Below are 13,515 nucleotides of genomic sequence, written 5' to 3'. Positions count from 1 at the left end.
GAGGAGCACCGGACCTCTTCGTGATCTTTGTGATCGTTGTGAGAACAACAAACGCGGGCCCCCGGCCCAAGGCCGGGGTGACGTTCAGAGGGAAAGTCCCCTCCCCCTCTACATATCGTCCAGGTCCTCGGCGCCGGGGCTGACCATCAGGGCTTCGGCGACATCGTCGGTCTTGCCGCGGATCGCCTTTTCGAGGCGCGCCGCCATTTCGGGGTTCTCACGCAGATAGGTCTTCGCGTTCTCGCGGCCCTGGCCGATCCGCACCGAGTCATAGCTGAACCAGGCGCCGGACTTCTCGACCAGCCCGGCCTTGACGCCGAGGTCCAGTATCTCGCCGATCTTGGAGATACCCTCGCCATACATGATGTCGAACTCGACCTGCTTGAACGGCGGCGCGACCTTGTTCTTGACGACCTTCACCCGGGTGGTGTTGCCGACGATATCGTCCCGATCCTTGATCTGCCCCGTGCGGCGGATGTCGAGACGGACGGACGCGTAGAACTTCAGCGCATTGCCGCCGGTCGTGGTCTCCGGATTCCCGTACATCACGCCGATCTTCATGCGCAGCTGGTTGATGAAGATCACCATGCAGCGCGAGCGGCTGATCGATCCGGTGAGCTTGCGCAGCGACTGCGACATCAGCCGCGCCTGTAGGCCGACATGGCTGTCACCCATCTCACCCTCGATCTCCGCGCGCGGCACCAGGGCGGCCACGGAGTCGACCACCAGCACGTCGATCGCATTCGACCGCACGAGCGTGTCGGTGATCTCCAGCGCCTGCTCTCCCGTGTCCGGCTGCGACACGATCAGTTCGTCGATGTCGACGCCCAGCTTCTTGGCATAAACCGGATCGAGCGCATGCTCGGCATCCACGAAGGCCGCGGTGCCGCCATTGCGCTGCGCTTCGGCGATCACGTGCAGGGCAAGCGTCGTCTTGCCCGACGACTCAGGGCCATAGACTTCGATCACGCGGCCGCGCGGCAAGCCGCCGACACCCAATGCAATGTCCAGTCCCAGCGACCCGGTCGAGATCGCCTCTACCTGCATCGCTTCCTTCGAGCCCAGCTTCATCGCCGAGCCCTTGCCGAACGCGCGATCAATCTGCGCCAGCGCCGCTTCGAGAGCCTTTTGCCTGTCCATATTCCCCAACTTGTCGGATTCGACGACCTTCAGCTGCGCTGCCATGTCCAAGCCTCCCTAAGCGAAAACGCGAACCGCGTTCAACGCATGCTTCGTACCGCATCCGTTCCGCTAGAACAAGAGGAGAACAACTTATTTGTTCAGGAGCGCGGTGAAGGCGTCGCGCACGCCGTCGAGCGTGTAAGGCTTGCTGAGCACGGGCACATTCGCATGCCGTTCGGGCACCGCGTCATTGCCGCCGCCCGTTGCCAGCACGACGGCTGACCACGGTCGCTGAGCGCATCGGCAACCGGCCAGGACGTCTCGCCGTCACGCAGATTCACATCAAGCAACGCCGCCGAGAAGCCGCCGCGCGCGACATGATCTAGCGCATCATCGACGCGATCCACACAGCCGGCGAGACGATAGCCGAGTGCGTCGAGGAAATCCTCGAGCATCATCGAGATGAGCGGTTCGTCCTCGACGATCAGGATGGCGGGAGCCTCGGTCATTGCGCGCCCGATACTGAACCAAAAGGTTCAACGCAAAAGAAAATCACTTGGCTGCCAGTGCCGCCCGCGCGGCTTCGGCAAGTTGCTGGACAGAGAAGGGTTTAGGCAGAAAAGCGACATTCTCGATATCGATCGATTTGCGCAACTGCTCCTCGGCGTAACCGGACATGAAGAGGATCGGCAGTTCCGGGTATTTAGCCCGGGCGTGGCGCACCAATGTCGGCCCGTCCATCGTCGGCATGACCACGTCGGAGATCAGCAGGTCGAAGCTCTCGCCTGCTTCCAAACACTCCAGGGCTTCCTCGCCATTGCCGGCAGTGACGACCTTATAACCTTGGCGCGTGAGGGCACGCTCGGCCACGGCGCGCACCATCGCTTCGTCTTCGACGAGCAATATGGTCCCGCTGCCCCACAGTTCGGCGGGCCGCTCCTTGGGCTGGGGCGTGGCAGGTTCGGCCACCGGCTCTGCCTTGTGTACGGGCAGGTAGATGACGAAGCTCGTCCCCTGCCCCAGCACCGAATCGGCGAAGATGAAGCCGTTCGACTGTTTGACGATACCGTAGACGGTGGAGAGGCCGAGGCCCGTTCCCTTGCCGACTTCCTTGGTGGTGAAGAAGGGCTCGAAGATCTTGGGCAGCACGTCGGGCGGGATGCCGGTGCCCGTGTCGGTTATGCTGATCGCCGTATAGTCGACGATCGGCATGATCTCGCTCTTCATCCGGCGCACATCGGCGGCGGAGACGGCGTAAGTCTGCAGCGTCAGCACGCCGCCTTCCGGCATCGCATCGCGCGCATTCACGGCCAGATTGACGATCACCTGCTCCAGCTGGCCGGGGTCGGCGCGCACCGAACCAAGATTGCGGCCATGCTTGACGTTCAGCGTCACCGTTTCGCCGAGCAGTCGTTTGAGCAAATTGAACACGTCCGAGACGACATCGGGCAGCTGCAGCACCTGTGGCCGTAAAGTCTGCTGGCGTGAGAAAGCGAGCAGCTGCCGCGTCAGGCTCGCCGCGCGATTCGAGTTGGCGCGGATCTGCTGGATATCGTCATAGTCGCTGTCGCCTGGCGTGTGGCGCATCAGCATCAGGTCGCAATGGCCGATGATCGCGGTCAATATGTTGTTGAAGTCGTGCGCGACGCCGCCGGCGAGCTGGCCGACTGCCTGCATCTTGGTCGCCTGCGCCACCTGCCGCTTCAGCCGCGACTCCTCGGCATTGTCTTTCAAGGAGAGCAGCACGGCCGCCTCGCCGAGCCCTCGCGCGCCGGCGATCGACAGCGCCACCGGATCGTCTGGGCGAGACTGCAGCCGGATGGCGATGTCGCCCGACATGGGCGGACCAGAGGCGAAACGGCGCACCGTATCCGCCACTGCCGCCTTGTCTTCGCGCACGACCAGGTCGCTGGGGTAGACAGGCTTCGATCCCGGATCGATGCCGGCGACGCGCGCGAAGGCGTCGTTCAGGAACAGGAAGCGCCCGTCGCGGTCCGCAAGCGCAAAGCCCAGCGGCAGCATCGAAAGCAGGGTCTGGATGTGGCTGGAGGCGCTCCCCTCGCCCAGCCGCGGCGCGCCGTCATCGTCGATCAGGAAGATGAGCGTCGCGCCATTGCGGTCATTCGGATCCAGCGGCACCTGCAAGAGCCTCACCGGCCCGCCGGTCGGCCCTTCGCGCTCGAAGCGGATCAGTCCGCGCTTGTCGATGGTGAGGAGCGTGCCGAGGTCGCGGCCGCCGATCGCCGCATCCGCAGAACCGGTCGCGCGGAGAGCGAAGGCGCGGTTGGCGCCGCCGATCCGGCCGTCAGCGGCGATCAGCACGCCCATGATGCCCGCTTCGCCCAGCCGCTCGCCTGCCTCCGAGCCGATCATGCGCCGTGCTTCGCTGAGCAGGTTCATGCTCGCGACCGGGCGGAAGCGCCAGAGCAGATGGTCTTCCTCGGCCCCGACCCGGGTCAGTTCGGCGGCGAGCGTGCCGGCATCCCGCCGCAACCCGTCGATCCGCGCCGCGCCATCCCGCCAAGCATTCTGTTCGGCCTCACGCAGCCGGCCGGCAGAGGCATCGCCCAGCGGCAGTTCGGCCGGCGCGGCATAGCCGTCGAACCAACGAGCGTAACAATCATTGGCACAGACCAATCCACCACGCCGGTTTGTCACCGCCATGGCCATCGAGTCATCGTCGATGGCGGCACGGATCAGCGACCAGTCATGGGCGCTGCGGGCAAAAGCGGCCGCCGGCGCCTGGCGGCGGAGCATGACGCTGAGCGCAACGCCGACAGCAACCGCCCCTGCCACGAAGCCTGCGGCGACCAGCCAGTGACCCAGCAGCAGAAAAACGAGCAGTCCCGTGGCCAGTGCAGCCGCACCGACGGCGACCAACACGGTCATGCTGCCGCCAGTCTCCGAACGGCCGTTGCTCAGCAAGGCCGGGCCGGCACGGGTCGCCATGGGTGCGCGGTTCTTATTGCGGCTTGCGGGTCTGGTCTTCGGCGCCCGGTGCCGGAACCTTGGTCGTGGCCTGGGCGGAGAGCACGGCCGGCGGCGGCCCCTTCGCGATCAGCGCCGCAAGCCGGGCCTGTTCGGGGCAGTTGTTCGCGCAGAGGCGCTGGACCTTGGCCAAATTCTCCCGCGCCTTCACGATCGCGCCCTTCTGAACCAAAGCATCGCCTTGGCCGGCGAGCGCCGCGACATCGTTCGGCTCCAGCTCCAGGGCTTCGCGATAAAAGCGGATCGCCTTGCCTGGCAGCCCCTGTGCTTTGGCGATCTCGGCCAACTCGAGAAACGCCTTGCGGTTCTTCGGATCGACGACCAGCGCGCTTTCCAGCAAATCGGTTGCCTGGTCGAGATTGCCCGCCGCTCGCGCGGTGCGTGCCTGGTCTGCCAAAGCCACGGAGCGCGCATCGATCTGTGCATCCGGCTTCTGCCCCTGCACGGCGGTGGAAAGCGCGGCCACACCAAGCGCGGCGGCAAGGGCAACGGGAACCAAACGCATAGACCTCTCCAACTTCGTCGGGCGGCGTCCTAACATGGCCGCTCGAAACGCGCGACGAAAAACCCATCGGTGCCGTCCTGGCCCGGAGAGAGCAAGACCCCGGCACCGCGTCCGGTTCCCGCGCTCTCGAAGGGGCGTTGCGAACGCCAGCCTGGATGAGCGCCAAGGAAGCTGGCCGCCTGCTCCGCGCCTTCTTCGTCCAGAAGCGAGCACACGGCGTAGATAAGCCTGCCGCCAGGGCGCACAAGCCGGGCGCCGACCTCGATCAATCGCGCCTGCAGCACCGTCAGGCGCCCCAGCCGCTCCGGCGTCAGCCGCCAACGCGCCTCCGGGTTGCGCCGCCAGGTGCCTGTGCCCGAACAGGGCGCGTCGATCAGCACCGCATCGGTGGCCTCGGCCAAATCATCCAGCGCTTCCAGTTCCCGATTGGGATTGAGCAGCCGCGTTTCAATATTGAAGGCACCGGCTCTTGCGGCCCGGTCGGGGAGCCGCGACAGGCGAGAGCGGTCGGCGTCGCATGCGATCAGCCGGCCCTCGCCGTGCATGTCCGCGGCAAGAGCGAGCGTCTTCCCACCTGCGCCGGCGCAGAGGTCAATAACGACTTCGCCAGGCAATGCGCGGCAAGCAAGCGCGATCAACTGGCTCCCTTCGTCCTGAACCTCGATTTTGCCTTCTTGCCACAGCGGATGCTGCTCGACGGCGATGTGGTTCGCTAGCCGCAAGCCATATGGCGTAACGCGGCCAGGCTCGGCGCCAGGAAGTTGCGGCAAAACTTCCTCGCGTGTCGCCTTGAGCAGGTTCACTCGCAAGTCGAGCGGCGCTCTACCCAGCAGGGCTGTCGCATCGACATGCGCAAGCTTCGGCGCGAGCCATCCTGGGACGATTGAGGCCGGGGCGACGGGTTCGTCGGCGGACCGCGGTTCAGGCCCATGCGAAGAGCCATCGAACAGAGCTTGAAGCTCCGGCTGCTCCTCGGCCAATCCCAGAATCGCCGCTCGGCCGCTCTCCGGCCGCTCGCCCGTACGCCGGATCGCACCATAGACAAGCTCGCGCACAGCGCGCCGGTCCTTCGAGCCGGCATAGCGCCGCGTTTTGAAGTAGCTCGCAATGACCCTGTCCGCCGCCGGCCCGGCATCGCGCGCGGCGGCGATGATCAAGTCGAGCAGCTCGATCGCAGACTGAACGCGGGCCGGGGGAGTCATGAGCCCGCCTAAGGCTAAGCGGACGGCGTTTCCATCACAAACGCGTTCAGCTTGTTGCCGTCCAGATCGCGGAAATAGGCAGCGTAAAAGCCGGATCCACGTTCGCCCGGAGGTCCCGCGCACGTCCCTCCCTGCTCGAGCGCCAACGCGTGGATGCGGCCCACCTGCTCGCGCGACTTGGCCTCCAGCGCCACCATCACGCCATTGCCGACGGTCGCCACATTGCCGTCGAAAGGCTTGGTCAGGCCGAGGCCGGCCAATCCACCGGGCGTGCCCCAGGCGATCGCGTTCGGCCACTCCATCATGCGCTTCGTACCAAGCTCCGCCGCTATGGCGTCGTAGAAGGGGGCGCCACGCTCCAGGTCGTTTGTTCCCAAGGTCACATAGCCGATCATCGCATCCTCCGCTGATCGTCGGAACATATCAGGAACAACCATATGCGGCAAGCTTAACGCGTCGGATAGTTTGGCGCTTCCCGGGTGATGGTCACGTCGTGGACATGGCTTTCGCGCAGGCCCGCATTGGTGATGCGGACGAAGCGGGCGCGCTGCTGCAGCTCTTCGATGCTGCGCGCGCCGGTATAGCCCATCGCCGCCTTCACGCCGCCGACCAGCTGGTGGATCACGTCCTTGGCCGGACCCTTATAGGGCACCTGGCCTTCAATGCCTTCAGGAACAAGCTTCAGCTGGTCCTTGATATCCTGTTGAAAATAGCGGTCGGCCGACCCGCGCGCCATCGCGCCGACCGAGCCCATGCCGCGGTAGGATTTGTACGCCCGCCCCTGATAGAGGAAGGTCTCACCGGGTGCTTCCTCGGTGCCGGCGAGCAGAGAGCCGACCATTACGCACGAAGCGCCCGCGGCGATCGCCTTGGCGATGTCGCCCGAGGTGCGCAGCCCGCCATCGGCGATCACCGGCACGCCCGACTTGGACGCTTCTCGCGCCGAGTCCATGATCGCGGTCAGCTGCGGCACACCAACCCCTGCGACGACGCGGGTGGTGCAGATGGAACCAGGGCCGATGCCGACCTTCACAGCATCGGCACCGGCGTCGATCAAGGCGCGCGTGGCCTCGCCCGTTGCCACATTGCCGGCCACGATCTGCACCGAGTTGGAGATCTTGCGCACGCGAGCCACGGACTCCGCCACCATCTTCGAATGGCCGTGCGCGGTGTCGATCACGATCAGGTCGCACTCTGCATCGAGCAGCGCCTCGGTGCGTTCGAAGCCCTTGTCGCCCACCGTAGTCGCGCCCGCGACGCGCAGCCGCCCCGATGCGTCCTTGGTCGCGTTCGGGTGGAGCACCGCCTTTTCGATATCCTTGACGGTGATCAGGCCGACGCAGCGATAATCCTTGTCGACGACCAGCAGCTTCTCGATACGCCGCTGGTGGAGGATCCGGCGGGCCTCGGCCTGGCTCACGTCCGAGGGGACCGTTGCCAGATCCTCGCTGGTCATCAGCTCAGAGACGGGCTGGTTCGGGTTACCTGCAAACCGAACGTCGCGATTGGTCAGGATGCCGACCAATCGGCCCGAACTCTCGACGACGGGAATTCCGGAGATCCGGTTCTCGGCCATCAGCGCCTGTGCTTCGGCGAGCGTCGCGGTCGGGGCGATGGTGATCGGATTGACGACCATCCCGCTTTCAAACCTTTTCACCTGCCGCACCGCCGCCGCCTGTTCCTCGACAGACAAGTTGCGGTGGAGCACGCCGATGCCGCCCAGCTGCGCCATCACGATCGCCATCTCGGCCTCGGTGACCGTATCCATCGCCGAGGACAGGATCGGGATGTTTAATGAGATGTCGCGGGTTAGGCGGGTGCGGGTGTCGGCCTGGCTCGGCAGGACTTCGGATTCGGCAGGTTTCAGCAGGACATCGTCGAAAGTGAGACCGAGTTCGATGTCCATGCGCGCCAATGCCCTTGAGTCGAAGATTGGCGGGCCATGTAATCATTGCTTGCACGCCGCGCTAGCCGCATAACCGGATCATCTCTGGGGGGAGCGCCGCATGGCCGAGACAGCCACTTTCTTCATCCTTGTCCTCGTCATCATCTACCTTGCAGCGAGCGTGAAGGTCGTCCGACAAGGTTATGAATATACGATCGAATATTTCGGCAGGTTCGTGACGGTCGCGAAGCCCGGCTTCAACTTCTATCCGGCCTTCTTCTACCGCGTCGGCCGCAAGGTGAACATGATGGAGCAGGTGCTCGACATTCCGGGCCAGGAGATCATCACCAAGGACAATGCGATGGTCGCGGTCGACGGCGTCGTGTTCTTCCAGGTGCTGGACCCGGCCAAGGCCGCATACGAAGTGTCGGACCTCTACATCGCCATCATGCAGCTCACCACGACCAACCTGCGCACCGTGATGGGCTCGATGGATCTGGACGAGCTGCTGTCCAAGCGCGACGAGATTAACGCGCGGCTGCTTGCGGTCGTCGATCACGCGACCAGCCCCTGGGGCGTCAAGATCACCCGAGTCGAGATCAAGGACATCCGCCCCCCTGCGGATATCTCAAACGCGATGGCGCGGCAGATGAAGGCGGAGCGCGAGAAGCGCGCCGCCATCCTGGAGTCCGAAGGCATGCGCGCGTCTGAAATTCTGCGCGCGGAGGGTGCCAAGCAGGCCCAGATTCTAGAGGCGGAGGGCCGCAAGGAAGCCGCTTTCCGCGACGCAGAGGCCCGCGAGCGCTCAGCCGAGGCGGAAGCGAACGCGACCCGCGCTGTCAGCCAGGCAATCGAGACCGGCAGCACTCAGGCGATCAACTACTTCGTTGCGCAGAAATATGTAGAGGCGATCAGCAACTTCGCGACCTCACCCAATGCCAAGACCATCCTCTTCCCGGTCGAGGCCACTCAGTTGATCGGCACGCTCGGCGGCATCGGCGAACTGGCGCGCGATGCACTGAACCGCGGCGAGCAGCCCAAATGAGCCTCGATGTCGACGCTTACTGGTATTGGATGATCGTTGCAGTCGTACTCGGCGCGGCAGAAATTCTGGTGCCGGGCGTGTTCCTGATCTGGATCGCGGCGGCGGCGGCAATCACGGCGCTGGTGACCCTCGTCGCGGGACCGCCGGTCGCCTTGCAGTTCACGATCTTCGCAGGGCTGGCGCTGATTGCGACCTGGGCCGGGCGGAAGTGGTATGTTTCGCGGCCGGTGCCCTCGGCTGATCCCCTGCTCAACGACCGCGCTGCGCGGCTGGTCGGCGAGACGGTCGAGCTGACCAGCCCGATCGTGAACGGCCGCGGCCGGGCGCGGGTCGGCGACAGCGAATGGAATGTCCGCGGCCCCGATGCGCCCGCCGGCACCTGCCTCCGCGTCATCGGTATCGAGGACGGCGCGCTCGTCGTCCGGCAACCCACGTCATTGCCCGACCAGGCGGGTTCGACTAGCCAGCCCTGATGGCCGCCACGATCGCCCTGGTCGACGACGACCGGAACATCCTGACATCGCTGTCCATCGCCCTTCAGTCGGAGGGGTTCGTCACGCGCCTCTATTCGGACGGCGAGGCGGCGCTGAAGGCTCTGCTCGACAATCCGCCCGATATTGCCGTGTGCGACATCAAGATGCCGCGGATGGACGGGCTCGAACTGCTGCGCCGGCTGCGCGAGAAAAGCGCTCTGCCCGTCATCTTCCTGACCTCCAAGAATGACGAGCTGGACGAGGCATTGGGACTCGCGCTCGGAGCCGACGATTATATCGCCAAGCCCTTCTCTCAGCGGTTGCTGATCGCCCGCATCAAAGCGATCCTGCGGCGGGTCGAACTTCTCAGCAAACCGCTATCCGCCAATGCCGAGCCCGCCGCAGAACCGCTGGTGCGCGGCGAGCTGCGGATGGACCCGGCCCGGCACAAAGTGACCTGGAAGGGCAAGGACGTGACGCTGACCGTCACCGAGTTCCTGATCCTGGAGTCGCTTGCCCAGCGGCCGGGAGTGGTCAAATCGCGTAACCAGCTGATGGACGCCGCCTATCAGGACGACGTCTATGTCGATGACCGCACCATCGACAGCCATATCAAGCGTCTGCGGCGCAAGTTCCGCCAAACCGACCCGCAGTTCGACGGCATCGAGACCCTGTATGGCGCCGGATATCGACTCGCCGAGTCCTGAGGCGATCGATCCGCCTTTGCGCTGGTCGGGGCGGGTCTCGCTCACGACCCGCATACTGGCGGTCAACGTCTTCGCGCTGGCGCTGTTGGCGGGCGCCTTCTTCTATCTGCAGAGCTATCGCGCGCGGCTGATCGACTTTCGCGCGGACCGTGCCGTCAGAGAGCTCGGCCTGATCCATGACGCGCTGGAGTCCGCGCCGCCGGCACAGGTGCCGTCGCTGCTGGCGCGGATGGCCGAGCGCACCAGGAGCCGGCTGCGCGTCTATGGGCCCGATGGCCGGCTGCAGCTCGACACCTGGCGGATCGCTGCACCCAATTACACGCTGCGCGACCCTGACGAGGAGGCCTGGCAGCGTCAGGTCGCCCGCTTCCTCGATCGCGTGGTCGACTTCGTCACCCGCGCCAAGCGGCCGCGGAACTACATAGAGCCGGTGCCGGACCACGCCACGGCCTGGCCCGAGATTCGGACAGCCCTCGCCGAGCGCAAGGGAATTGCGGATGACAGCTTCGCGCCGGACCGCACCTTCATGATCACTGCGGCGGCGCCGATGGGGGGCGGCGCGCTGCTGATGACGACCAATGCGCGGGACGTCACTCGGATCGTGCGCGCGGAACGGCTGCGGCTCGCACTGATGCTGCTGGGGGTGACCATTCTGTCGGTGTGGCTGTCGATGTTCCTCGCCCGCACCATCGTGAAGCCGCTGCGCAAACTCGCCCGCGCGGCTGTGCGGGTGCGGCTTGGCCGCGCGCGCGAAGTGACCGTACCGCGCCTGCATGGCCGCAGGGATGAGATCGGCTCGCTTGCCCAGGCGCTCGCCGATATGAGTCAGGCGCTGCGCCAGCGCATCGACGCCACGGACGCTTTCGCCGCCGACGTGACGCACGAGCTGAAGAACCCCCTCGCCTCGCTGCGCTCGGCGATCGACGCGATGCCCAAGGTTCAGGATGAACAGCAGCGCGCTCAATTGCTGGAGATCATACAGGACGATGTCCGGCGGCTGGACCGGCTCATCACCGACATCGCCGAGGCCTCCCGCCTCGATGCCGAACTCTCACGGGCGCGGTTGCAACGGATCGATCTGGGTCAGGTGATCGAGTCGATGCTGAAGGCGCGGGAGCTGCGCGGCCCCAATCCGCGCGGCGTGCAGGTCGCATTCGCCCGCCCCCGCATCGGTACCGCCGTCGTTCGCGGCGACGAGTTCCGGCTGATGCGCATCATCGAGAACCTGCTCGACAACGCCATCTCCTTTTCGCCTGATCAGGGGCTGGTGCAGCTGACGGCGACCCGCACCGGCGACGAAGTGATCGTCAAGGTCGAGGATCAGGGTCCCGGCGTCCCGGCCGAACTGCGCGACTCGATTTTCCGCCGCTTTACGAGCGTGCGTCCGGAAGGCGATCGCTCCGGCGGGCATTCGGGGCTTGGCCTCGCCATCGCCCGAGCAATCGCTGACGGCCACGACGGAAAGCTGGAGGTCGAGACCCGCGACGAACGGCCGACGGGCGCCGCCTTCATTCTCCGCTTGCCGGGACTGGACGAGCAATGAGCATGCTGGTTCACGCGACCTGCGTTGCGATCGGCGGTCGGGCGGTGTTGATCACCGGTGAATCGGGGGCTGGCAAGTCCGACCTCGCCCTGCGCTTGATCGACCGCGGCGCGGTGCTGGTCAGCGACGATCAAGTCGCACTATCCGTCAGCGGAAGCGTCTTGCGCGCGGCGGCGCCCGAGCGGATCGCCGGCAAGATCGAAGTGCGCGGGATCGGCATCGTGTCCATGGCTCACCAGTCGGACGTGCCGCTCGCGCTCCTGATCGCGCTGGGAGCCCCGCCCCGCATGCCCGAGGCCGGCAATCGGGAGCTTTGCGGGCAGACCCTGCCGTGCGCCATCGTCGACCCGCGCGAGCCTTCGGCGCCGATCAAGGTCGAACTCGCGCTCGAACGCTGGGGATTGCACCGATGAGCGACCGCACCGATCCCGAGCGGCTGCTGCTCGTCACCGGCATGTCTGGGGCCGGTAAGTCGACCGCCCTCGACACGCTCGAGGATATAGGCTGGGAGGTCGTCGATAATCTGCCGCTGACATTGCTCGACCGGCTACTCGACACGCCGCCGCAGGCCGGCTCACGCGATCACCGGCCGCTCGCAATCGGCATCGACTCCCGCACTCGGGGTTTCGATGCCGATGCTCTGGTCAAGCGGCTGGCGAAGCTGCGGCAGCGAGCCATGTTCGACGTGTCCGTCCTGTTTCTCGACTGCGCCGGCGCCGAGCTGGAGCGTCGCTATGACGAGACCCGCCGCCCGCATCCGCTGGCGCTCGATCGCCCGGCCAGCGACGGCATCGCAGAGGAGCGCGAGTTGCTCGCATCACTGCGTCAGGCGGCCGATCATCTGGTCGACACCACCGATCTCAGCCGCGCCGGACTGCAGCACGAAATTCGGGCGCGTTTCCCGCAGGAACATGGCCGCGAGATGGTGCTGTCGGTCATCTCTTTCGGTTTCTCGCGTGGGCTTCCGCGCAATGCCGATCTGGTGTTCGATCTTCGCTTCCTACGCAATCCGCACTGGGACCGAGTACTGAAGCCGATGACCGGCCTCGACCAGCCGGTCGGTGACTATATCGCTGAAGACCCCGCCTATGAGCCGGCAATCGGACAGATGGAGCAGCTGCTCTTGACCCTGCTTCCTCGCTACGAAGCCGAGGGTAAGGCCTATGTGACCGTGGCCTTCGGCTGTACCGGAGGGAGACACCGGTCCGTGCATGTCGCCGAACGTGTCGCTGGCCGGTTGCGCGGCGCGGGATTTTCGCCCACGGTCGCGCATCGCGACCTCGCCTCCCTGCCCCGGGATGCGGTGGAAGAGCCCAAGGGCTCGCTGAAGGACAATATGACGAAATGATCGGACTTGTGCTGGTGACCCATGGACGGCTCGCCGCCGAATTCGTCGTGGCGATGGAGCATGTCGTGGGACCGCAATCGGCGGTGGAAGCGATCTGCATCGGTCCCGACGACGATATGGAAATGCGCCGCGCGGACATCTCCAAGGCGATCCGCTCCGTCGAGGGCGGCCGCGGAGTCATCGTGCTGACCGACCTGTTCGGCGGCACCCCCTCCAACCTCGCCATCTCGCTGATGCAGCCGGGCAAGGTCGAGGTGATCGCGGGCATCAACCTGCCAATGCTGATCCGCCTTGAAGGCGCGCGCCGCACGATGAACGTGAAGGACGCCGTCGCTGCTGCTCGGGAAGCTGGCCGAAAGTATATCTCGGTCGCATCGGAAGTGCTTGGCGAGGCCGCATGAGCCAGGTCTCCCGCACCGTCCAGATCACCAACAAGCGCGGCCTGCACGCGCGTGCCAGCGCCAAATTCGTCACGCTGGCAAGCGGCCTTCCCGCCAAGGTCGAGGTGCGCAAAGACGGGGCGAGCGTCACCGGCACGTCGATCATGGGTCTGATGATGCTGGGTGCCGCGATGGGCGATGAGATCGAGATCACCGCCTCGGGCGACGGTGCCGAGGAAGCGGTCAAGCAGCTGGCGGTGCTGGTCGAGAACAAGTTCGGCGAGGAATAAGGCCCTGCGCCAGATTACCGGTTTTTC

General features: G+C 65.5%; 15 protein-coding genes. 8 read left to right on the top strand and 7 right to left on the bottom strand.

The genetic code is table 11. From position 1 onward, the window contains the following. Nucleotides 1-108: 108 nt before the first annotated feature. The 7 genes from recA to guaB all read right to left on the bottom strand — a co-directional run bounded on the left by recA (nt 109) and on the right by guaB (nt 7,723). Entirely contained in the window at nt 109-1,185 is a 1,077-nt protein-coding gene (gene recA / locus VGT77_RS03335; protein WP_327459543.1) for a recombinase RecA, read from the bottom strand. Between the two features lie 95 nt (nt 1,186-1,280). Next, the gene (locus VGT77_RS03330) at nt 1,281-1,631 is read right to left on the bottom strand and encodes a hypothetical protein (RefSeq protein WP_327459541.1); all 351 of its coding nucleotides are present in this window, start codon (nt 1,629-1,631) and stop codon (nt 1,281-1,283) included. Between the two features lie 43 nt (nt 1,632-1,674). Next, on the bottom strand, nt 1,675-4,071 hold the full coding sequence (locus VGT77_RS03325; protein WP_327459539.1) for a hybrid sensor histidine kinase/response regulator: 2,397 nt from the start codon (nt 4,069-4,071) through the stop codon (nt 1,675-1,677). A gap of 13 nt (nt 4,072-4,084) precedes the next feature. Beyond that, the gene (locus VGT77_RS03320) at nt 4,085-4,615 is read right to left on the bottom strand and encodes a tetratricopeptide repeat protein (protein ID WP_327459537.1); all 531 of its coding nucleotides are present in this window, start codon (nt 4,613-4,615) and stop codon (nt 4,085-4,087) included. A gap of 29 nt (nt 4,616-4,644) precedes the next feature. Next, on the bottom strand, nt 4,645-5,817 hold the full coding sequence (locus VGT77_RS03315; protein WP_327459534.1) for an RsmB/NOP family class I SAM-dependent RNA methyltransferase: 1,173 nt from the start codon (nt 5,815-5,817) through the stop codon (nt 4,645-4,647). A gap of 14 nt (nt 5,818-5,831) precedes the next feature. Further along, on the bottom strand, nt 5,832-6,212 hold the full coding sequence (locus VGT77_RS03310; RefSeq protein ID WP_327459611.1) for a VOC family protein: 381 nt from the start codon (nt 6,210-6,212) through the stop codon (nt 5,832-5,834). Nucleotides 6,213-6,265: 53 nt separating this feature from the next. Beyond that, nucleotides 6,266-7,723 carry an IMP dehydrogenase gene (gene guaB, locus VGT77_RS03305; protein WP_327459532.1) on the bottom strand — a complete coding sequence of 486 codons (1,458 nt, stop codon included), beginning with the start codon at nt 7,721-7,723 and terminating at the stop codon, nt 6,266-6,268. A 100-nt stretch (nt 7,724-7,823) separates the two neighbouring features. Here guaB and VGT77_RS03300 point away from each other — a divergent pair, with 100 nt between their 5' ends. Genes VGT77_RS03300 through VGT77_RS03265 form a run of 8 tightly spaced genes read left to right on the top strand, consistent with a single transcriptional unit; the run spans nt 7,824 to nt 13,488 of the window. Then, on the top strand, nt 7,824-8,747 hold the full coding sequence (locus tag VGT77_RS03300; RefSeq protein ID WP_327459531.1) for an SPFH domain-containing protein: 924 nt from the start codon (nt 7,824-7,826) through the stop codon (nt 8,745-8,747). Beyond that, nucleotides 8,744-9,220 (top strand): NfeD family protein, encoded by a 477-nt coding sequence (locus VGT77_RS03295; RefSeq protein WP_327459529.1) that lies wholly within the window; start codon nt 8,744-8,746, stop codon nt 9,218-9,220. The genes VGT77_RS03300 and VGT77_RS03295 overlap by 4 nt, the downstream gene beginning before the upstream one ends. After that, on the top strand, nt 9,220-9,927 hold the full coding sequence (locus VGT77_RS03290; RefSeq protein WP_327459527.1) for a response regulator transcription factor: 708 nt from the start codon (nt 9,220-9,222) through the stop codon (nt 9,925-9,927). Before VGT77_RS03295 ends, VGT77_RS03290 begins: the two co-directional genes overlap by 1 nt. Beyond that, a complete protein-coding gene (locus VGT77_RS03285; protein ID WP_327459526.1) occupies nt 9,896-11,470 on the top strand; it encodes a sensor histidine kinase in 1,575 nt (524 codons plus the stop codon). Before VGT77_RS03290 ends, VGT77_RS03285 begins: the two co-directional genes overlap by 32 nt. Further along, entirely contained in the window at nt 11,467-11,883 is a 417-nt protein-coding gene (locus VGT77_RS03280; RefSeq protein ID WP_327459525.1) for an HPr kinase/phosphatase C-terminal domain-containing protein, read from the top strand. Before VGT77_RS03285 ends, VGT77_RS03280 begins: the two co-directional genes overlap by 4 nt. Continuing rightward, nucleotides 11,880-12,818, top strand: coding sequence for an RNase adapter RapZ (rapZ, locus tag VGT77_RS03275; protein WP_327459523.1), 939 nt, complete (start codon nt 11,880-11,882; stop codon nt 12,816-12,818). The genes VGT77_RS03280 and rapZ overlap by 4 nt, the downstream gene beginning before the upstream one ends. Then, nucleotides 12,815-13,219, top strand: coding sequence for a PTS sugar transporter subunit IIA (locus VGT77_RS03270; RefSeq protein WP_327459521.1), 405 nt, complete (start codon nt 12,815-12,817; stop codon nt 13,217-13,219). Before rapZ ends, VGT77_RS03270 begins: the two co-directional genes overlap by 4 nt. After that, on the top strand, nt 13,216-13,488 hold the full coding sequence (locus tag VGT77_RS03265; RefSeq protein WP_327459519.1) for an HPr family phosphocarrier protein: 273 nt from the start codon (nt 13,216-13,218) through the stop codon (nt 13,486-13,488). Before VGT77_RS03270 ends, VGT77_RS03265 begins: the two co-directional genes overlap by 4 nt. Nucleotides 13,489-13,515 lie beyond the last annotated feature (27 nt).

Origin of the sequence: Sphingomonas sp. (assembly GCF_035944535.1) — a bacterium.
Taxonomy (GTDB): Bacteria; Pseudomonadota; Alphaproteobacteria; order Sphingomonadales; family Sphingomonadaceae; genus Sphingomonas_B.
This window is presented reverse-complemented; position numbering and strand designations above follow the sequence as displayed.

Excerpts from the sequence above, each read along its gene's own strand:
- VGT77_RS03310 (WP_327459611.1), bottom strand. The coding sequence starts at position 6,212 with ATGATCGGCTATGTGACCTTGGGAACAAACGACCTGGAGCGTGGCGCC.
- rapZ (WP_327459523.1), top strand. The coding sequence starts at position 11,880 with ATGAGCGACCGCACCGATCCCGAGCGGCTGCTGCTCGTCACCGGCATG.
- VGT77_RS03325 (WP_327459539.1), bottom strand. The coding sequence starts at position 4,071 with ATGGCGACCCGTGCCGGCCCGGCCTTGCTGAGCAACGGCCGTTCGGAG.
- VGT77_RS03285 (WP_327459526.1), top strand. The coding sequence starts at position 9,896 with ATGGCGCCGGATATCGACTCGCCGAGTCCTGAGGCGATCGATCCGCCT.
- guaB (WP_327459532.1), bottom strand. The coding sequence starts at position 7,723 with ATGGACATCGAACTCGGTCTCACTTTCGACGATGTCCTGCTGAAACCT.
- recA (WP_327459543.1), bottom strand. The coding sequence starts at position 1,185 with ATGGCAGCGCAGCTGAAGGTCGTCGAATCCGACAAGTTGGGGAATATG.
- VGT77_RS03330 (WP_327459541.1), bottom strand. The coding sequence starts at position 1,631 with ATGACCGAGGCTCCCGCCATCCTGATCGTCGAGGACGAACCGCTCATC.
- VGT77_RS03290 (WP_327459527.1), top strand. The coding sequence starts at position 9,220 with ATGGCCGCCACGATCGCCCTGGTCGACGACGACCGGAACATCCTGACA.
- VGT77_RS03265 (WP_327459519.1), top strand. The coding sequence starts at position 13,216 with ATGAGCCAGGTCTCCCGCACCGTCCAGATCACCAACAAGCGCGGCCTG.
- VGT77_RS03300 (WP_327459531.1), top strand. The coding sequence starts at position 7,824 with ATGGCCGAGACAGCCACTTTCTTCATCCTTGTCCTCGTCATCATCTAC.
- VGT77_RS03295 (WP_327459529.1), top strand. The coding sequence starts at position 8,744 with ATGAGCCTCGATGTCGACGCTTACTGGTATTGGATGATCGTTGCAGTC.
- VGT77_RS03270 (WP_327459521.1), top strand. The coding sequence starts at position 12,815 with ATGATCGGACTTGTGCTGGTGACCCATGGACGGCTCGCCGCCGAATTC.
- VGT77_RS03320 (WP_327459537.1), bottom strand. The coding sequence starts at position 4,615 with ATGCGTTTGGTTCCCGTTGCCCTTGCCGCCGCGCTTGGTGTGGCCGCG.
- VGT77_RS03315 (WP_327459534.1), bottom strand. The coding sequence starts at position 5,817 with ATGACTCCCCCGGCCCGCGTTCAGTCTGCGATCGAGCTGCTCGACTTG.
- VGT77_RS03280 (WP_327459525.1), top strand. The coding sequence starts at position 11,467 with ATGAGCATGCTGGTTCACGCGACCTGCGTTGCGATCGGCGGTCGGGCG.